The organism is Pseudomonas sp. LBUM1643, assembly GCF_059716215.1.
In genome coordinates, this window is the sequence record NZ_CP166813.1 from 1492306 (window position 1) to 1511339 (window position 19034).

Genomic DNA, 19034 nt, shown 5'->3' on the forward strand with positions numbered 1-19034 from the left:
TAGGGTTCGCCCCATTGTTTTTGCCGGATGTAACCATGACTGCTGACGACCGTATCAAACTCGAACCGAGCTGGAAGGAGGCACTGCGTGCTGAGTTCGACCAGCCCTACATGACAGAGTTGCGCAATTTCCTGCAACAGGAACGTGCGGCGGGCAAGGAGATCTATCCGCCGGGACCGATGATTTTCAATGCGCTCAACTCGACGCCGCTGGACAAGGTGAAAGTCGTCATCCTGGGGCAGGATCCGTATCACGGCCCGGGCCAGGCCCATGGCTTGTGTTTCTCGGTGCAGCCGGGCGTGCCGGCGCCGCCTTCGCTGGTGAACATCTATAAAGAGTTGAAGCGCGACCTGAACATCGACATCCCCAGCCATGGCTACCTGCAAAGCTGGGCCGATCAAGGCGTGCTGATGATCAACACCACCATGACGGTGGAGCGGGCGAGTGCCAATGCGCACAAGGACAAGGGCTGGCAGTTTTTCACGGACCGGATCATCGAGGTGGTCAGCCAGCATCAGCCGCATCTGGTGTTCATGCTGTGGGGCGCACATGCCCAGAGTAAACAGAAACTGATCGATGCCACCAAGCACCTGGTGCTGACGTCGGTGCATCCATCGCCGCTGTCGGCTTATCGTGGGTTTTTGGGCTGCGGGCATTTCAGCCGGACCAATAAATTTCTTGAGCAGAATGGCGAGACGCCAATTGAGTGGCGGTTGCCACCGGTTTGAAAAGCATCGCCAGCAGGCTGGCTCCGACATTGGTTTACGGTTTTCACATAACCTGCGGGAGCCAGCCTGCTGGCGATGAATTCAACTCGGTCTTTACTCTGGACTGCGGTTCCAGTACTTGAACAACGGCTCTGCCAGAAACAACACAAACAACAGCCGCATCACCTGCATCGCCGTCACCAACGGTACCGACAGTTGCAGGGTCTCCGCCGTGAGGCTCATCTCGGCAATGCCGCCGGGCATCATGCCCAGTGTCAGCGAACGCAAATCCAGGTGGGTCAGCGCACTCAACCCCAGCGCCGCCAGGGTTGCGATCAACATGGTCAGCACCGTGCCGATCAAGGTGCGCCCCATGAACGATGGTGCGCGACGGAAAAACTGTCGATTGAAGTGACAACCCAAGCCGCTGCCGATCAGCCATTGGCCAATCTGGCTGCCGCCGTCGGGCAATCCGATGTGCAGATCCCAACCAATGCTCACCGCCGCACTCACCAGCAAAGGGCCGAACAGCCACGGGTTGGGTTGACGAAGACGTTCCCACAGCCAGGCAGCCAAGGCACCTGCCGGGAAAAGAACGGCCAGCCACCACCAGTTGACAGCAGAAGGGTGAAACACCGGTGCTCCGTCGCCCAGCAAATACTTGAACGCAGCCGGTACACACAGAACCACCACCAAGACCCGCAAACTTTGCCCGGCCGCGACACGACTGAGCACTGCACCGTTGCGGGCGCCGAGGTTGACCATCTCGCCTGAACCGCCTGGCATGCTGGAAAAAAACGCGGTGGCGCGATCTTCACCGGTACGGCGCATCAACCAGACCCCCACCACGGCGGACAGACTGGTGACCAACGCACCGAAGAAGATCAAACCGAAGTGGCTCAGCACCTGCTCCATCACCACCGGGGTGAAGTGCAGGCCGATACCGATACCGACCACCCACTGGCCGCATTTGCGGCCACCAGGGATTTCCGCCAGCTGCCAGGGTGTCAGGCAGCGCACCAGGATGATCGCCAGCAACGAGCCGACCATCCACGGCAATGGCCAGCCGATCAGACTGGCAAGGTAACCGCCCAGCGCGCCGACTAGCGGCGTACCCCACCAGGCGTTGAACGGTGTGCGATCAGACATCGGCGACAACGCGCCGGGCGACTGAACGTTTGCGCCAGATGCGCAGAAGCGGCATCAGCAACATCACTGCGGTCAGTACCCAGACACCGAACGTGATCGGGCTCGACCAGAGGATTTCCAGCGCACCGTTGGAAATCGACAAGGCGCGACGCAGGTTCTGTTCCATCAGGCCGCCGAGGATGAAGCCCAGCAGGACCGGTGACAGCGGGAAGTCCAGCTTGCGCAGGATGTAACCGAAGATACCGATCCCGATCATCAGGAACAGGTCGAACGTGGTGGCGTGCACCGCGTAGACGCCGATCCCGGTAATGATGGCGATCACGGGCACCAGTGCCCAGTTCGGCACGGCAAGGATGCGGGTGAAGATGCGGATCATCGGGATGTTGAGGATCACGAGCATGATGTTGGCGATGAACAACGACGCGATCAGGCCCCAGACGATGTCCGGTTGTTGTTGAAACAGCAGCGGGCCCGGGGTGATGTTGTACAGCGACAGCGCGCCGATCATCACCGCCGTGGTGCCCGAACCTGGAACGCCGAGGGTCAGCATCGGTACGAGTGCGCCGCAAGCCGACGCGCCGATAGCGGTTTCCGGTGCCGCGAGACCGCGCATGTCGCCCTGGCCGAACGTCCCTTTGGCGCCCGCGATGCGTTTTTCGGTCATGTAGGCCACGGCGCTGGCGAGGGTGGCGCCGGCACCGGGCAGCACGCCCATGATGAAACCCAGCAAGCCGCAACGAATGTTCACCACGAACACCGATGACGCTTCCTTGAAGTTGAACATCATCCGGCCGGTGGCTTTCACCGCTTCCTGGCCGCGATGGGTTTTTTCCAGCAGCAGCAGGATTTCGCTGATGGAAAACAGGCCCAGTACCAGCACGACAAACTGAATGCCGTCAGTCAGGTGGATGTTGTCTCCGGTGAATCGATACACGCCGCTGTTGGCATCGATCCCGACCGTCGACAGGAACAGACCGATCAAGGCGGCAATAAACGTCTTCAACGGACGATCGCCGGCCATGCCGCCCAGGCAGACAATCGCGAAGACCATCAGTACGAAGTATTCCGCCGGCCCGAAGGCAATCGCCCATTTCGCCAGCAGCGGGGCGAACAGCACCATGCCGCAGGTGGCAATGAACGCACCGATGAATGAGCTCCACGCCGACAGCGACAGTGCTACGCCGGCCAGGCCTTTGCGGGCCATCGGGTAACCGTCGAGGGTCGTCATCACGGTGGATGCTTCGCCCGGGATGTTCAGGAGGATCGAGCTGATCCGGCCGCCGTATTCACAGCCCAGGTACACAGCTGCCAACAAAATGAGCGCTGACTCTGGCGGCAAGCCAAGGGCGAATGCGATCGGGATCAACAACGCTACGCCGTTGATCGGTCCCAGGCCCGGCAACAGGCCGACGACCGTACCGATCAGGGTGCCGCAAAGTGCCGTTACCAGGTTGTACGGGCTCAGCGCGACGCCGAAACCCTGGCCCAAATAACCAAAAGTATCCATATCAGTTCTCCAGAACGTCGAGCAGGCCCAGAGGCAGCGGCACGTCCATCAACTTGTCGAACAGCAGGTAGAGACCAATGCTCATCAGCGTCGTCACGACGATGCTCGGCCCCCAGCGACCGCCATACAGGCGCGCCATCGGAATGCCGATCAGGATGCTGCTGAGAATGAAGCCCAGTGGCTCGAACAAGCCGGCGAAAATCAGTAGCAGTACGACGCAGATGCCGATTTTGGTCAGGGTTTCGCGGTCGAGTTTCGGGGCTTCTTCGCTGTGCACGATGGGCGTCGGGCGAAACAGCATGTACAGCAAGCCAACGCCCATCAGCCCGAGCATCAGCAATGGAAAGGCCCGCGGCCCCACCGGTTCGTAGGAAAAAGCGGCCTGGTACGGCCATGCCATCAGTGCCAGGCCGACGCAGGCCAGCAACAGCACCGAAGCAAAAATGCGTTGTAAGAGCATGAGGAACTCCTGTGCCGCGCCCCCTCGATCATCGGGGACGCAGCCGCTGGACAGAGGCGATTACTGAATCAGGCCGAATTCTTTGGCCAGCACTTTGTAATCCGACACTTGCTTCTTCACGTACGTGTCCAGTTCCGGACCGGTCATGGCGAACGGGAACAGTTCGCGCTGATCGCGCAGCTTGGCGAACTCTTCGGAAGCGAGCAGTTTGTCGAAGGAGTCTTTCCACCAGGCGTAGTCTTCATCGCTGACTTTTGGCCCGAGGTAGAAGCCGCGAACCACCGGCCAGACGATGTCGTAGCCTTGCTCCTTAGCCGTCGGAATGTCTTTCATTTCCGGCTCGTCCAGGCGTTTTTCGGAGAACACGGCCAACAGGCGCATGTCGCCGCTCTGGATGTGCGGCATGGAGTCGGAGATGTCCGTGCTGCCGACCTGGATATGGCCGCCGAGCAGTGCCGTGGCGATTTCACCGCCGCCTTCGAGGGCAACGTAACGCAGGTCGCGCGGATTGATGCCGGCTGCTTTGGCGATCAGCGCGGTTTGCATCCAGTCCTGACTGCCGACGGTGCCGCCGGAACCAATGACGACTTTGCTCGGGTCTTTTTTCAGTGACTGGACCAGGTCGTCCAGGGTCTTGTAGGGCGAGTCGTTTTTCACGGCGATGGCGCCGTAGCTGGTGCCGACAGCGGCCAGCCAGCGCACGGCGTTCTCATCGAAACGACCGAATTTGCCTTGCGCCAGGTTCAACAATGAGCCGCTGGACCACGCCACCAGGGTGCCGGCATCGGCCGGACGTTGAGCGACCACCGCGTTGTAGGCCACAGCGCCTACGCCGCCGGGCATGTAGGTCACACGCATCGGTTTGCTCAGCAGCTTTTCGTTGACCAGCGCGCTTTGCACCAGTTTGCAGGTGAGGTCGAAACCACCGCCTGGCGAGGCTGGGGCAATGCATTCCGGGCGTTTTGGTTCGGCCATCAGTTGGCCGGCAAAAAGCATGCAGCTCGCGGCGAGGGCGAAACGGCGCAGTGATCGATTCATGATGTCTCCACAGGAGTTATTGTTTTTCGAGATGGGTCAGGCGAGGCGGGTTCGCACCGTGCAACCGGTAGCGGCGCTGGCAAGCGGTGGAGATTCAGGGAAAGAGTAGGGCGGGACAGCCTGGCGCTGTAATAACGGCATGGTGCAGTACCTCGGTTATTGTTCTTATTGGCGAAAACGCATCGGGGCGTTTTTCGGGAGCTACATTTCAAAGCACGAGATGATGGCTTGCAGTCGAAACCATCCGTGGGCCGACTCTAACGGCTCAACCTTTCACTAACCTTTCAGCAGCCTTTCACGGTTTTCGGGCTTCACAGCGACGGATGCGGCTGTAAACTTCGCGCCAAAGAATGGCGTCGACCATCCCTGAACGAGGTAATGATCCATGCGTGTCCTGCTCGTCGAAGACCATCTGCAGCTCGCTGAAAGTGTCGCTCAGGCGCTTAAAAGCACAGGTCTGACTGTGGACGTTTTGCACGATGGCGTGGCCGCTGACCTGGCCTTGAGCAGCGAGGAATATGCCATGGCGATTCTCGACGTCGGTCTGCCGCGCATGGATGGTTTCGAAGTGCTGGCGCGTCTGCGTTCTCGGGGCAAAAACCTGCCGGTGTTGATGCTGACCGCGCGCAGCGACGTCAAGGATCGGGTCCATGGCTTGAACCTCGGTGCCGATGATTATCTGGCCAAACCTTTCGAGCTGACGGAACTCGAAGCGCGCGTCAAAGCCTTGTTGCGGCGCAGTGTACTGGGCGGCGAACGGCAGCAGACTTGCGGGGTGCTGGTCTATGATCTGGACACTCGACGCTTCACCCTCGGCGAAGAATTACTGACGCTGACTTCTCGCGAGCAAGCGGTACTTGAAGCGTTGATCGCGCGCCCCGGTCGGGTGATGAGCAAGGAGCAGCTGGCCTCTCAGGTGTTCGGGCTGGATGAAGAAGCCAGCCCGGATGCCATCGAAATCTATGTCCACCGTTTGCGCAAAAAACTCGACGGCCACCCGGTCGCCATCGTGACCTTCCGCGGTCTCGGCTATTTGCTGGAAAGTCGTGATGCATAAGCCCAGCAGCCTGCGTTGGCGGTTGCTGTGGAACCTCGCGCTGTTGCTGGTGGTGTTGATGCTGGCCAGTGGATTGAGTGCTTACTGGAACGGGCGCGAAGCCGCCGACACCGCTTATGACCGCACGTTGCTGGCCTCTGCGCGAACCATCGCCGCAGGTGTTTCGCAGCGCGACGGTACGCTCAGCGCCGATGTGCCTTATGTGGCCCTCGATACTTTCGCTTACGACAGTGCCGGGCGCATTTTTTACCTGGTCAACGACATCCACCAGAATTTGATTTCAGGTTACGAAAACCTTCCACCGCCGCCGCCGGGAACACCTCGCACGGATGACTATCCCGCACTGGCGCGCTTCTACAACGCCAAGTATCAAGGCCAGAACGTCCGTGTGGTCAGCCTGCTCAAGCCGGTAAGCGAGCCGAACATGAACGGCATGGCGGAGATTCGTGTCGCAGAAACCGATGAGGCACGGGTCAGCATGGCGCGCAGCCTGGCGGCGGATACTTTGCTGCGGTTGGGGATGCTGGCGATCGGTGCGCTGCTGATGGTGTGGTTTGCGGTCAGTGCGGCATTGCGTCCGCTGGAGCGTTTGCGCAACGCGGTGGAAGAGCGTCAGCCAGACGATTTGCGGCCGTTGCCGTTGGTGGAAGTGCAGCATGAGTTGTGGCCATTGGTGCGCGCGCTCAATCACTTTACCGAACGGCTGCGCGGACAGTTCGAGCGTCAGGCGCAGTTCATTGCCGATGCCGCCCATGAGTTGCGTACACCTTTGGCAGCGCTCAAGGCGCGACTTGAATTGGGTCTGCGCTCAACCGAACCGCAGACGTGGCGCAGCACGCTGGAAACGGCGGCCCAAGGTACAGATCGCCTGACTCACCTGGCCAATCAGCTGCTGTCGCTGGCGCGGGTTGAAAACGGGGCGCGTGCGATTGCCGAAGGTGGCGCGCAATTACTCGATCTCAGTCAGTTGGCTCGCGAGCTGGGCATGGCCATGGCGCCACTGGCTCATGCGCGCGGGGTGGCGTTGGCATTGGAGGCGGACGAACCGGTGTGGCTGCGCGGTGAGCCGACGCTGTTGAATGAGTTGTTGAGCAACCTGGTGGATAACGCGCTGGCTCACACGCCGCCGGGCGGCAACGTGATTTTGCGGGTGACGCCGCCTGCGGTGCTGGAGGTTGAGGACGATGGCCCTGGCATTCCACTCGAAGAGCGCGAGCGCGTGTTCGAGCGCTTTTATCGGCGCAATCAGCAAGTGGCCGGCTCGGGATTGGGGTTGGCGATTGTTGGGGAGATCTGTCGTGCGCACCTGGCGCAGATCAGCCTGCACGATGGCGAGCAGGCCGGGTTGAAGGTGCGGGTGAGTTTTATTGCGGGGTGAGGTTTAGTCAAAATCAGTGTGGCGAGGGAGCTTGCTCCCGTTGGACCGCGCAGCGGCCCCAGGACAACTCACTGCCTATATTCAGGGGGCTGCAGCTCAAAGATGACGACTGCTGCGCAGCCGAGCGGGAGCAAGCTCCCTCGCCACAGTGATCAGTAAAACATCGACCGCGATGCTTCCAGATCCTGGCAGACGGCCAAATTGTCCGGGTCGATCCCCAGCTTCTTGAAAGCCGGCACGTCGAACGCATTCACCCGCGCAATCGGATGGTCGGTGCCCTTGTGGCAGTACAAGCTTGCGACTTGCACCAGATCCACATAATCCACTCGCTCGGAATCGCGCTGGAAGTCCAGGTACTGTCCTGGCAAATTCACCAGCTTTTCCGGGAAGTCCCAGACCCTGAGCAGCTTGTCGCCGATCAACGGGTGAATCTGGTCGATCACGTGGTTGAGGCTGATGGAGTCAGCCAGCAGTTCGTTGTGATCTTCAGCGTACGTGAGGATCGGCAGTACGCCGATCTGGTGCACCAGCCCGCCGAGTGCTGCCTGATCCGGTTTGAGCTGGGTGTAGCGGCGGCACAGTGCATAGCTGATGCCGGCAATTTCCAGGCTCTTGCGCCAGACGTCGCGCATTTTCTGCTCAACCACGTCAGAGCGGGCATTGAAAATCTGCTCCATGACCAGGCCGATGGCCAGGTTGCTGCTGTAGTTGACGCCCAGGCGAGTGATGGCCGTGTGCAGGTCGGTCACTTCCTGAGCCGCGCGCAGCAGGGGGCTATTAACGACCTTGATCAGTCGCGCCGACAACGCGGTATCGCGGCCGATCACTTTGCTCAGGGCGCTGACGCTGATTTCCGGATCTTCAGCGGCCTTGCGAATCTGCAGGGCCACTTCCGGTAATGTTGGCAGAACCAGGTCATCATTGTTGATGGCCGCAACCAAATCCTGTTGGACCTTATCCGCCAGCTCGCTCATTTCGTCTTTCCAGGGGTATTGCGACAAGTGCTGCCTTCAACGCTGGATTTCGCGGTCGCGATCCAGTTGATAAGGCAGGTCGAGCATTTGCAAGGCAGGCCCTTCAAGCGCGCCGAGGTGGATATTGCCACCTTCTGCTGCTTCGGCTTGCAACACCGCCAGGAGTTCAATGTTTTGCTCGGTGCGTGCAGCAATGACCACTTCGCCGATGGAGCTGGCGTGGGTCGGCGAGAAAAGTTGTGCGCCGGGTTCGGGCAGTTCGCTGGCATCCAGCTGCAAGCGGTACAGACGGCGCTTGAGTTTGCCGAGGTATTGCATGCGCGCGACGATTTCCTGGCCGGTGTAGCAGCCTTTCTTGAAACTGACGCCACCGACGGCTTGCAGATTGAGCATCTGCGGGATGAACAGCTCGCGGGTAGCGGGCATGACCTGACCGATCCCTGCGCGGATCTGTCCGAGCAGCCATTGATTCAGATCGCGTTCGGGCAGAACGGCGGACAGCTTGCTTTTGATGTCATCAGCTTTATCGACGGCGACCCAGAGCTCGGCGCGGTTCGGCGAAACACGGATGGCGATCAGGCCGTCGTTGCGGACCACGCTGTCGGTGTCCGCTGGCAAGGCGAGGCCCAGTCCGGTAAGCGCGTCATCGCCATGATCAACGCCGAAACGAACCCAGGCGTGGCTTTCATCGGTCAGCTTTGATTTGGAAAACACCGCGTATTTTTTCAGATCCGCCAGTTGCGGCTCCAACAGCTCTGTCGCCATCGCCAGCAGAACGCCATCACCTTCGAGCAGGATGCGGAAACTCGACTGCATGCGGCCTTTCTGGGTACAGCGGGCGCCAAGGCTGGCTTGGGTGTCACTCAGGTAATTGAGGTTGCAGGTCAATTGGCCTTGCAGGAATTTGCTGGCGTCCGCGCCTCGAACCGCGAGAACGCCTTCGTGGGACAGGGTGCAGAAAAAAGCGGAATCGGCCATGGGTCATCGCAGGGTAAAGAGTCTGGGGGACATCATAAGGGCGCGCTCTTGAAATGGGTAGTTCACAAAAGCGGCGTATTGACCGACCAAAGCCGACTGTTCGCCCGGACACGGGGCTGTATACTTGCGGCCTATTTGAGGAGCGCTCCATGGTCGAAGATGTTGAACTGAATCGCCTCTACTGGCACAGCCGCCGCGGCATGCTTGAGCTTGACGTGCTGCTGGTACCATTCGTAAAGGAAGTTTATCCGCACTTGAACCAGGTTGATCGCGACTGCTACGTCAGGCTGCTGGAGTGTGAAGATCAGGACATGTTCGGCTGGTTCATGGAGCGGGCCGAATCGGAAGATCCGGAGCTTCAGCGCATGGTTCGCATGATCCTGGATCGTGTCCAGCCAAAGTAATTCGTTTGAATGCCGCTGGCATGCCTCACGGCAGTTGCTGGCGGCTTATCTGATCGCCCAGCTGCTCGCGCTGGGTTCGCTTTTCCTGCTTTTTATTCCCCTCTGGGCAAGTCTGCTCGGCGCTTTAGCCTGTCTGATACATGGCGCATGGGTGCTGCCTCGGCAGATTTTGCTCAGTCATCCCCAGGCTTTTCGCGGTTTGCGTCGTGACGCCGACGGCTGGCAGTTATGGAATCAGGCGGCGGGTTGGCAGTCGGTACAGCTACGGCCGGACAGCCTGGCATTGCCATTGGTGGTGGTGCTGCGTTTTCGTCTGAGGGGGGAGCGGCGTGTGCGGTCGGTCTGTGTGCCTCGGGATTCGCAGGCGGCGGATGTGCACCGACGCCTGCGGGTTCGGCTCAAGTTCAGTCGACGTAGGTGGGCGGCACCAGAATAGTGTCCAGGGCGACCGGCAGCATGTTCGGGTAGTCGAGCGTGTAATGCAGGCCGCGACTTTCCTTGCGTTCCATCGCTGAGCAGATCATCAGCTCGGCTACTTGGGCCAGGTTGCGCAACTCGATCAAATCCCGGCTGACCTTGTAGTTGCTGTAGAACTCGTCGATTTCATCGAGCAGCAGGCGCACGCGGTGTTGCGCTCGCTGCAAGCGTTTGTTGGTGCGCACGATGCCGACGTAGTCCCACATGAATCGCCTCAATTCATCCCAGTTGTGCGCAATGATTACGTCTTCGTCGGAGTCGGTGACCTGGCTCGCATCCCAGACGGGCAGGGCGATCGGGATCGATACGGCGGGCAACTGTTCAAGAATGTCCGCCGCAGCCGACCGCGCGTACACAAAACACTCCAGCAACGAATTGCTGGCCATGCGGTTGGCGCCGTGCAGGCCGGTGAAGCTGGTTTCGCCAATGGCGTACAGACCGGGCACGTCGGTGCGACCGTTCTGATCAACCATCACGCCGCCGCAGGTGTAGTGCGCGGCCGGGACCACTGGAATTGGCTGCTTGGTAATGTCGATGGAAAACTCGAGGCAGCGTTCGTAGACCGTCGGGAAGTGCGTCTTGATGAACGCCTCGGGCTTGTGGCTGATGTCCAGGTAGACGCAGTCAACACCCAAACGCTTCATTTCATGGTCGATGGCCCTGGCGACGATGTCCCGTGGCGCCAGTTCGGCTCTTGGGTCGAAGCGGTGCATGAAGCGTTCGCCATTAGGCAGTTTCAGGTGCGCACCTTCACCGCGCAGGGCTTCGGTGATCAGGAAACTCTTGGCTTGAGGGTGATACAGGCAGGTGGGGTGGAACTGGTTGAATTCCAGGTTCGCCACTCGGCAGCCCGAACGCCAGGCCATGGCAATGCCGTCGCCGCAGGCACCGTCGGGGTTGCTGGTATAGAGGTAGACCTTGGCGGCACCGCCGGACGCGAGAATCACAAAGCGGGCGCCGTAGGTATCGACTTCGCCAGTGCCGCGATTGAGGACATAGGCGCCGAGGCAGCGATCGCCTTCCAGACCCAGGCGTTTCTCAGTGATCAGGTCGACCGCAACCCGCTGCTCCAGCAGTTCGATGTTGGGTCGTTGCCTGGCTTTGTCGAGCAAGGTTCTGAAAATCGCGGCGCCGGTGGCATCGGCTGCATGGATGATGCGTCGATGACTGTGCCCGCCTTCGCGAGTCAGATGGAATTCGAATCCGCCGTCTTCGGTGCCGGATTGTTCGTCGCGGGTAAAGGGTACGCCTTGGTCGATCAGCCACTGAATGGCTTCTTTACTGTGCTCGACGGTAAAACGTACAGCGTCTTCGTGGCACAGGCCCCCACCGGCATTGAGCGTGTCGTCGACGTGAGACTCAACGGTGTCGGTGTCATCCAGGACGGCAGCAACACCTCCCTGGGCCCAGAACGTCGAGCCATTGGCGAGGTCGCCTTTGCTCAGAACGGCGATGCGCAGATGACCGGGCAAGGTCAGCGCAAGGCTCAAACCGGCAGCGCCGCTGCCAATTACCAGAACATCGTGTTGAAACTGTTGGCTCATTTCAGGATTCCGCTCAATGCGACCCGGGTCGGGGTTGGCGCAAAACTCCCGCAACGGCGAGTCAAGGCAGCCACACAGCCCACTAGTATATAGAGGGGGGGAGCGGCACAATAGCCGAGCCTATATGGCATTGTGAAACTACTGTGACGGAAATCATCGGACGCTTCGTCGGATGTTTTTTTGACCGGTTCGGCGACAGCTGGACTGTATCGTGGATTTAACAGTCTTTTTCTGTTCATATCCGCACAATGTCGGTTCGCATGGCTATAAATATTTGGAACTTTTGCCAAAGGGCCAAGATCAATAGACCGTTGCCCGAATCAAGGGACAGTGTCGGCTTCAACGCGGGATCTGTGGTTGGATCCTTGCCGGCGAATCCGATGAAAAGACTATTCGCGCAGCCGGGCTAGCCCGCGCTGCGCTTTTCGTGCGTGCCAAATCAGAGCCCGCAGGAAACTTGCCTGGAGGGGGAGAACTTTTGCGAAAAGCCCGAGTCTATGTTTGCAAGTCTGGTCGTTTAGTTATGCAAGCCTCCTCCGAGCTTATCGAGGAGTGTTCATGCTAACCCAGGAAGAGGATCAGCAGCTGGTCGAGCGCGTTCAACGCGGCGACAAGCGCGCTTTCGATCTGTTAGTGCTGAAGTACCAGCACAAAATTCTCGGGTTGATCGTGCGTTTCGTGCACGACACCCATGAAGCCCAGGATGTGGCGCAGGAAGCCTTTATCAAGGCTTACCGCGCACTTGGAAATTTTCGCGGAGACAGCGCGTTTTACACGTGGCTTTACCGCATCGCCATCAACACGGCGAAGAATTATCTGGTTTCACGCGGCCGCCGGCCGCCGGATAGCGATGTAAGTTCCGAGGATGCAGAGTTCTACGATGGCGATCATGGCCTCAAGGATCTCGAGTCACCAGAACGTGCGTTGCTGCGGGATGAGATCGAAGGCACCGTCCATCGAACCATTCAGCAACTTCCAGAAGATTTGCGTACGGCCTTAACTTTACGTGAATTTGATGGTCTGAGTTACGAGGACATTGCGGCAGTCATGCAGTGTCCGGTGGGTACCGTGCGCTCCCGGATTTTCCGCGCTCGGGAAGCCATCGATAAAGCCCTGCAGCCGTTGTTGCAGGAAAACTAAAGACAGCGGCGATAGCCAAGAGAGGAACGCCATGAGTCGTGAAGCCCTGCAGGAATCGCTGTCCGCAGTGATGGATAACGAAGCGGACGAACTGGAATTGCGTCGGGTACTAAATGCCTTCGACGATGTTGAAACCCGTGAAACCTGGGCTCGTTACCAAATCGCTCGGGCAGTCATGCACAAGGATCTGCTGCTTCCACGCCTGGATATCGCGGCGGCCGTCTCGGCAGCTCTGGCTGACGAAACCGTACCGGTAAAAGCAACCCGTGGTCCTTGGCGTAGCCTGGGTCGCCTGGCAGTTGCTGCATCCGTTACCGTTGCCGTTTTGGCCGGTGTTCGCCTGTATAACCAGGACGAAATTGCCGGTGTCGAACTGGCTCAGCAATCCAACCAGCCGACGTTGGCCGTTCCTCAGGTCAAGGGTCCAGCTGTTTTGGCAGGCTATAATGAGAGCTCGGAAGCGACTGGTCCGATGGTCAATGGCGTTCTGCAAGGTCAGCCAGGCTGGCACGATCAGCGTTTGCCAAGCTATTTGCGCCAACACGCGCAACAGGCTGCCTTGAAAGGCACTGAAAGTGCACTGCCGTATGCTCGTGCAGCAAGCTTGGAAAACCGTTAAGGAGGATCATGCGCGCCATACCTCTACTTTCGCTTCTGCTCAGTGGCTGGTTCGTTGTTCCAGCCCATGCCGATGAAGCCCAGGACTGGTTGACCCGCCTGGGCCAAGCTGAGCAACAGCAAAGCTTCTACGGTACTTTCGTTTACGAGCGTAACGGTAGTTTTTCTACCCACAACATCTGGCACCGCGTCCAGGATGGCAAGGTCCGCGAGCGTTTACTGCAGCTCGACGGTTCGGCTCAGGAAGTCGTGCGTGTTGATGGACATACTCAATGCGTCAGCGGCACCCTGATTGCGGGGCTTGGGGATTCTCCAAATTCCACCGCTCGTGCACTCGACCCTCAAAAGCTCAAGAATTGGTATGACCTTGCCGTCATCGGCAAGTCGCGTGTGGCTGGGCGTCCGGCGGTGATCGTTTCGCTGACGCCGCGTGATCAGCATCGATATGGTTTTGAGCTGCATCTGGATAAAGAAACCGGCCTGCCGCTTAAATCGTTGTTATTGAACGATAAGGGCCAGTTGCTGGAGCGGTTTCAGTTCACTCAGCTGAACACTGCAGATGTCCCCTCTGACAGCGACTTGCTGGCGGGGACTGATTGCAAGACCGTTAACCTGGACAGTGACAAGGCTTCGGCTGCCAAGGTGACCCAAGCCTGGCATTCGGATTGGTTACCTCCGGGCTTCGAATTGACAAGTAGCAGTGCTCGAAAAGACCCTGAAACCAAAACCCAGGTCAACAGCCTGCTGTATGACGACGGGCTTGCTCGTTTTTCGGTGTTCCTCGAGCCGTTGAACGGTGCAACTGTCACCGATACGCGCACCCAGCTAGGGCCGACCGTTGCCGTTTCTCGGCGCTTGACCACCCCTCAAGGCGAAATGATGGTGACCGTAGTCGGTGAAATTCCAATCGGCACCGCAGAACGGATTGCGCTGTCCATGCGCACCGATGCCACTGCAACCAAGTAGTGAGCCGATATCGAAATGTTTGGTGAGCATTTCAATTTGCAAATACCCCCAAAGTTTTTTATAGGTCAGGGCCTCTCGGCTCTGGCCTTGTTTGTTGTTCCCGGAACAAAAATACCGGCGTATCGTTCCCGGTGTTCCTTGCTCCATATCGCTTAACCATGCTCGTCGTAACGGGAGCCGTATGTCGATACCACGCTTGAAGTCTTACCTTTCCATCTTTGCTACCGTGCTGGTGCTCGGTCAGGCGGTTGCTGTCCAGGCGGCCGAATTGCCTGACTTCACGCAACTGGTCGAGCAAGCCTCGCCCGCCGTTGTGAACATCAGTACCACGCAGAAATTGCCGGACCGTAAAGTGTCCAGTGAGGATATGCCCGACCTTGAAGGCTTGCCGCCGATGTTGCGCGAGTTCTTTGAGCGCGGTATGCCTCAGCCTCGCACGCCTCGTTCACCAAGGGGTGATCGCCAGCAGGCCCAATCCCTGGGGTCTGGTTTCATCATCTCGTCTGATGGCTACATCCTCACCAACAACCACGTAATTGCCGATGCCGACGAAATTCTGGTTCGTCTCGCCGACCGCAGTGAATTGAAAGCCAAGCTGATCGGCACCGATCCACGTTCTGACGTGGCGCTGCTGAAAATCGAAGGCAAGGATCTGCCGGTACTCAAGCTCGGCAAATCCCAGGACCTGAAAGCTGGCCAGTGGGTCGTAGCCATCGGCTCACCTTTCGGTTTTGACCACACGGTGACGCAAGGTATTGTCAGCGCCATCGGTCGTAGCCTGCCGAACGAAAACTACGTGCCGTTCATCCAGACCGACGTGCCGATCAATCCGGGTAACTCGGGTGGCCCGCTCTTCAACCTGAATGGTGAAGTAGTGGGTATCAACTCGCAGATCTACACCCGCTCCGGCGGCTTCATGGGCGTGTCGTTTGCAATCCCGATCGACGTGGCCATGGATGTGTCCAATCAGTTGAAAAGCGGTGGGAAAGTCAGCCGTGGCTGGTTGGGTGTAGTGATTCAGGAAGTCAACAAGGACCTGGCCGAGTCGTTCGGTCTTGATAAGCCGGCCGGCGCACTGGTCGCGCAGATCCAGGACGATGGCCCGGCTGCCAAGGGTGACTTGCGAGTCGGTGACGTGATCCTCAGCATGAACGGTCAGCCGATCGTCATGTCTGCCGATTTGCCACACCTGGTCGGTGCGTTGAAAGCGGGCTCGAAGGCCAAGCTTGAAGTGATTCGTGACGGTAAGCGTCAGGATGTCGAGCTGACCGTTGGCGCCATTCCAGAAGAAGGAAAAGAGCTGGATGCCTTGCCGAAATCAGGTGTTGAGCGCAGCAGCAATCGCCTGGGTGTTTCGGTGGCCGAGCTGACCGATGAACAGAAGAAGACGTTTGATCTCAAAGGCGGCGTAGTCATCAAGGAAGTCCAGGACGGTCCTGCCTCCCTGATCGGCTTGAAGCCTAATGATGTGATCACTCACCTGAACAATCAGGCGATTGGTTCCACCAAGGAGTTCACTGAGATCGCCAAGGCATTGCCGAAGAATCGCTCGGTGTCGATGCGAGTCCTGCGTCAAGGTCGCGCGAGCTTCATTACCTTCAAACTGGCTGAATAAACCGGTTGTTGGCTCAATAAAAAACCGCCTCGAAAGAGGCGGTTTTTTTGTGTCCGGTGATCCCACTGTAGCCACGGCTACATCCGCTCAGCCCATCATGTCCTTGACCATGCGCTCCTGCTCCATCAACTCGCGTTGGCGAGCGTCGATTCGCGAAGCCAGCGGGAAGTTGCTGCCGGCCTTGCGTTTGGCAAAGTCCAGCTGCTGGATGGCCTGACGATAGTCGCCCACAAGGGCAAAGTATTCAGCACGTGCCTGATGCAGGCCGATGATATTGCCAGACAGGCCACGAGTCTCGGCCACCTGATACCACACGTCCGGATCATCCGGGCGCGATTTAAGCAGGCCTTCGAGGGCTTTTTCAGCATCGGCGGCGCGATTCTGTTTCAGCAACAGGTCGACACGCACCTGGTTCAGCGGATAGTTGCCGGGGTACTGGGCCAGCATGCGATCAACCCGCGACTGAGCATCCGCCAGACGATTGTTGGTGATGTCCAGGTCCACCTGCGCCAGGTTGTAGATGATCTCGTTCGGCGCCTTGTCCAGCAGCAGCTTGAGACTCTCCCGCGCTTCATTCAGCTGGCCACCCTTGATCTGGGCGATTGCCAAACCATAGCGCGCAACGTCGTTTTTCGGATTCTCATCAAGCTGGGCCCGGAAGCGTTTCGCACCAAGACCTGGTGTTTCTTCGTAGATCAGTTGAACCCGTGCACGAATCAGCTGATAACGCAGGGTGTCTTCTATACCGCCGGGCTTGGCCTGTTCTGCACGGTTTCGGGTGTCGGCAATACGCGATTCGGTGACCGGGTGAGTCAGCAGGAATTCCGGTGGTTTGGCGTCGAAGCGGTATTGACGCCCCAGACGTTCGAACATGCTTGGCATCGAGCGCGGGTCATACCCGGCTTTTTCCAGGTTGAGAATGCCAATGCGGTCGGCTTCCTGTTCATTCTGGCGCGAGAAGCGCCGCTGTTCCTGGATCGCCGCTGCCTGCGTGCCGGCAATCGCCGCGATACCGGCATCGCCGGCACCTGCCGCAGCAATCACGATCCCGGCCAGCAGTGCAGCCATCATTGGCACCTGCATGCGCTGTTGTGCTTCAACACCGCGAGCAAAGTGGCGTTGCGACAAGTGAGCCAGTTCGTGAGCGAGTACCGAGGCATATTCGCCTTCGGTCTGGGCATTGAGAAACAAACCGCCGTTGACCCCAACGATCCCGCCCGGCGCCGCAAAGGCGTTGAGCTGCGGGCTGTTGATCAGGATGAATTCCAGGCGCCGGTCATTGACCTGGCTGGTTTCGACCAACCGGTAGACGCTGGATTCGACGTAGTCCTTGAGCTGAGGATCGTTGAGCTGCGAGACCTGGCTGCGCAACAGGGCAAGCCAGGCGCGGCCCAGTTGGTATTCCTGTTGCGGCGAGACGATGGCAGAACTGGCGTCGCCGAGTGACGGCAGGTCGTCGGCGAAGCCCGGAGAGGCGAGCAGGCAAGCGAGCGTCAGCAGGGTAGGGCGCAAAAAAGTCATGCACAAAGCCTTAGTCGACAAAGACCTTACTGTAGCCGGACACTTCGCTTCGGACCAGATATTCTAATCCGCTCAATCGTCTGACCCGGAGTGACGCAATGACCGACGCTGTAGCCCATGATGCCGAACTGGACGCCAGTGGCTTGAATTGCCCGTTACCGCTGCTCAAGGCCAAGCTGGAACTCAATCGCATGGCCAGCGGCGCGGTACTCAAGGTGATCGCCACCGATGCGGGTTCACAGCGCGACTTCCGCACCTTTGCTCGTTTGGCCGGTCATACGCTGCTTCGCGAGGAAGATGAAGCAGGCGTATACCGCTACTGGTTGAAAAAAGCCTGAAAACCGCAGCGTTCGTTTCTAAGGATTTTTGATGTTCAAAGTGTTACGCGACTGGATCCAGCGCTATTTTTCCGATGAAGAAGCGGTGGTGTTGGCGGTCCTGCTGTTTCTGGCGTTCACCGCTGTATTGACCCTGGGCGGCATGCTCGCGCCCGTGCTGGCTGGCATGGTGCTGGCGTACCTGATGCAAGGGTTGGTGGTAACCCTCGAACGCCTGCGCGTGCCCGGTGGGGCGGCTGTGGGATTGGTGTTCGCGCTGTTCATGGGGGTGTTGCTGGTGTTCATCGTGGTGGTGTTGCCGTTGCTCTGGCATCAGCTGATCACACTGTTCAACGAGCTTCCCGGCATGCTCGCAAAATGGCAGTCGTTGCTGTTGCTGCTGCCGGAGCGCTACCCGCATCTGGTGTCTGATGAGCAAGTGTTGCGGGCCATAGAAGTGGCGCGAGGCGAGATCGGCAATTTCGGCCAGTGGGCGCTCACGTTCTCCCTGTCGAGCTTGCCGCTGCTGGTGAACATCATGATCTACCTGGTGCTGGTGCCGATCCTGGTGTTTTTCTTTCTCAAGGACCGGGAAATGATCGGCCAGTGGGTGCGCGGCTATCTGCCTCGCGAGCGGGCGCTGATCACCCGTGTCGCCCATGAAATGAATCGACAGATTGCCAACTACATTCGCGGCAAGGTCATCGAGATCTTCATTTGTGGTGGCGTGACCTACATCGGCTTCGTCGTTCTGGGGCTCAACTATGCGGCGTTGCTCGCGCTGTTGGTGGGTGTGTCGGTGGTCGTGCCGTACGTCGGCGCTGTGGTGGTGACCGTGCCGGTACTGCTGATTGCGCTGTTCCAGTGGGGCTGGAGCGATCAGTTCATCTATTTGATGGCGGTCTACGGAATCATCCAGGTCCTGGACGGCAACGTACTTGTACCACTGCTGTTCTCGGAAGCCGTGAACCTGCATCCGGTGGCAATCATCTGTGCGGTGCTGTTGTTCGGAGGGCTGTGGGGATTTTGGGGCGTGTTCTTTGCGATTCCGCTCGCGACGCTGTTCAAGGCTGTGCTGGATGCCTGGCCTCGGAAGGAACCGGTGGTGGCGCCGCTGCTTTAAGCGTCATTCTTGGTTCTTAAATGAGCCTGAGGGCCTCATCGCGAGCAGGTCGAATCGTCGC

At 58.9% G+C, this 19034-nt stretch carries 19 protein-coding genes; 11 read left to right on the forward strand and 8 right to left on the reverse strand.

Annotation, left to right across the window (positions count from 1 at the left end; translation table 11 throughout):
• Positions 1 to 35: 35 nt before the first annotated feature.
• Positions 36 to 728 carry a uracil-DNA glycosylase gene (gene ung, locus ACA063_RS06660; RefSeq protein WP_162439451.1) on the forward strand — a complete coding sequence of 231 codons (693 nt, stop codon included), beginning with the start codon at positions 36 to 38 and terminating at the stop codon, positions 726 to 728.
• 93 nt (positions 729 to 821) lie between these two features.
• Here ung and ACA063_RS06665 read toward each other — a convergent pair whose 3' ends face one another.
• The 4 genes from ACA063_RS06665 to ACA063_RS06680 are packed head-to-tail and all read right to left on the reverse strand — an operon-like array spanning position 822 to position 4861.
• Positions 822 to 1856 (reverse strand): AbrB family transcriptional regulator, encoded by a 1035-nt coding sequence (locus tag ACA063_RS06665; RefSeq protein WP_497665239.1) that lies wholly within the window; start codon positions 1854 to 1856, stop codon positions 822 to 824.
• On the reverse strand, positions 1849 to 3363 hold the full coding sequence (locus ACA063_RS06670) for a tripartite tricarboxylate transporter permease (RefSeq protein ID WP_497665240.1): 1515 nt from the start codon (positions 3361 to 3363) through the stop codon (positions 1849 to 1851). The genes ACA063_RS06665 and ACA063_RS06670 overlap by 8 nt, the downstream gene beginning before the upstream one ends.
• A 1-nt stretch (position 3364) precedes the next feature.
• A complete protein-coding gene (locus ACA063_RS06675) occupies positions 3365 to 3823 on the reverse strand; it encodes a tripartite tricarboxylate transporter TctB family protein (protein WP_497665241.1) in 459 nt (152 codons plus the stop codon).
• A gap of 60 nt (positions 3824 to 3883) precedes the next feature.
• Positions 3884 to 4861: a Bug family tripartite tricarboxylate transporter substrate binding protein gene (locus tag ACA063_RS06680; RefSeq protein ID WP_497665242.1), complete on the reverse strand. Its 978-nt coding sequence runs from the start codon at positions 4859 to 4861 to the stop codon at positions 3884 to 3886.
• A gap of 385 nt (positions 4862 to 5246) precedes the next feature.
• On the opposite strand from ACA063_RS06680, the gene ACA063_RS06685 reads away from it, so the two are divergent.
• Together ACA063_RS06685 and ACA063_RS06690 are read left to right on the forward strand one after the other, a co-directional pair.
• The gene (locus ACA063_RS06685) at positions 5247 to 5918 is read left to right on the forward strand and encodes a response regulator (protein ID WP_497665243.1); all 672 of its coding nucleotides are present in this window, start codon (positions 5247 to 5249) and stop codon (positions 5916 to 5918) included.
• Positions 5911 to 7296, forward strand: coding sequence for a sensor histidine kinase (locus ACA063_RS06690; RefSeq protein ID WP_497665244.1), 1386 nt, complete (start codon positions 5911 to 5913; stop codon positions 7294 to 7296). The genes ACA063_RS06685 and ACA063_RS06690 overlap by 8 nt, the downstream gene beginning before the upstream one ends.
• Before the next feature lie 152 nt (positions 7297 to 7448).
• Here ACA063_RS06690 and ACA063_RS06695 read toward each other — a convergent pair whose 3' ends face one another.
• Together ACA063_RS06695 and ygfZ are read right to left on the reverse strand one after the other, a co-directional pair.
• Positions 7449 to 8270 carry an HDOD domain-containing protein gene (locus tag ACA063_RS06695; RefSeq protein WP_497665245.1) on the reverse strand — a complete coding sequence of 274 codons (822 nt, stop codon included), beginning with the start codon at positions 8268 to 8270 and terminating at the stop codon, positions 7449 to 7451.
• Between the two features lie 36 nt (positions 8271 to 8306).
• On the reverse strand, positions 8307 to 9248 hold the full coding sequence (gene ygfZ, locus ACA063_RS06700; protein ID WP_497665246.1) for a CAF17-like 4Fe-4S cluster assembly/insertion protein YgfZ: 942 nt from the start codon (positions 9246 to 9248) through the stop codon (positions 8307 to 8309).
• Between the two features lie 149 nt (positions 9249 to 9397).
• Here ygfZ and ACA063_RS06705 point away from each other — a divergent pair, with 149 nt between their 5' ends.
• Positions 9398 to 9652: an FAD assembly factor SdhE gene (locus ACA063_RS06705; protein WP_028624454.1), complete on the forward strand. Its 255-nt coding sequence runs from the start codon at positions 9398 to 9400 to the stop codon at positions 9650 to 9652.
• Positions 9636 to 10088, forward strand: coding sequence for a protein YgfX (locus ACA063_RS06710; protein ID WP_497665247.1), 453 nt, complete (start codon positions 9636 to 9638; stop codon positions 10086 to 10088). The genes ACA063_RS06705 and ACA063_RS06710 overlap by 17 nt, the downstream gene beginning before the upstream one ends.
• Here ACA063_RS06710 and nadB read toward each other — a convergent pair.
• A complete protein-coding gene (gene nadB, locus ACA063_RS06715) occupies positions 10057 to 11673 on the reverse strand; it encodes an L-aspartate oxidase (protein WP_497665248.1) in 1617 nt (538 codons plus the stop codon). The two genes, ACA063_RS06710 and nadB, sit on opposite strands and share 32 nt — an antisense overlap.
• A gap of 558 nt (positions 11674 to 12231) precedes the next feature.
• On the opposite strand from nadB, the gene rpoE reads away from it, so the two are divergent.
• The 4 genes from rpoE to ACA063_RS06735 all read left to right on the forward strand — a co-directional run bounded on the left by rpoE (position 12232) and on the right by ACA063_RS06735 (position 16012).
• The gene (gene rpoE / locus ACA063_RS06720; protein WP_007944079.1) at positions 12232 to 12813 is read left to right on the forward strand and encodes an RNA polymerase sigma factor RpoE/AlgU; all 582 of its coding nucleotides are present in this window, start codon (positions 12232 to 12234) and stop codon (positions 12811 to 12813) included.
• A 31-nt stretch (positions 12814 to 12844) separates the two neighbouring features.
• Positions 12845 to 13432: a sigma-E factor negative regulatory protein gene (locus ACA063_RS06725; RefSeq protein ID WP_497665249.1), complete on the forward strand. Its 588-nt coding sequence runs from the start codon at positions 12845 to 12847 to the stop codon at positions 13430 to 13432.
• Positions 13433 to 13440: 8 nt separating this feature from the next.
• Positions 13441 to 14397: a MucB/RseB C-terminal domain-containing protein gene (locus ACA063_RS06730; RefSeq protein WP_497665250.1), complete on the forward strand. Its 957-nt coding sequence runs from the start codon at positions 13441 to 13443 to the stop codon at positions 14395 to 14397.
• A gap of 181 nt (positions 14398 to 14578) precedes the next feature.
• A complete protein-coding gene (locus ACA063_RS06735) occupies positions 14579 to 16012 on the forward strand; it encodes a DegQ family serine endoprotease (RefSeq protein ID WP_497665251.1) in 1434 nt (477 codons plus the stop codon).
• Positions 16013 to 16099: 87 nt separating this feature from the next.
• Here ACA063_RS06735 and ACA063_RS06740 read toward each other — a convergent pair whose 3' ends face one another.
• Positions 16100 to 17533 carry a M48 family metalloprotease gene (locus ACA063_RS06740; protein WP_497665252.1) on the reverse strand — a complete coding sequence of 478 codons (1434 nt, stop codon included), beginning with the start codon at positions 17531 to 17533 and terminating at the stop codon, positions 16100 to 16102.
• 98 nt (positions 17534 to 17631) lie between these two features.
• Here ACA063_RS06740 and ACA063_RS06745 point away from each other — a divergent pair, with 98 nt between their 5' ends.
• Complete coding sequence (locus ACA063_RS06745; RefSeq protein WP_028621876.1) at positions 17632 to 17871, forward strand: sulfurtransferase TusA family protein; 240 nt, start codon at positions 17632 to 17634, stop codon at positions 17869 to 17871.
• 31 nt (positions 17872 to 17902) lie between these two features.
• Positions 17903 to 18973, forward strand: a complete 1071-nt coding sequence (locus ACA063_RS06750) for an AI-2E family transporter (RefSeq protein WP_162439466.1) — start codon at positions 17903 to 17905, stop codon at positions 18971 to 18973.
• The last annotated feature ends 61 nt before the right edge of the window (positions 18974 to 19034 follow it).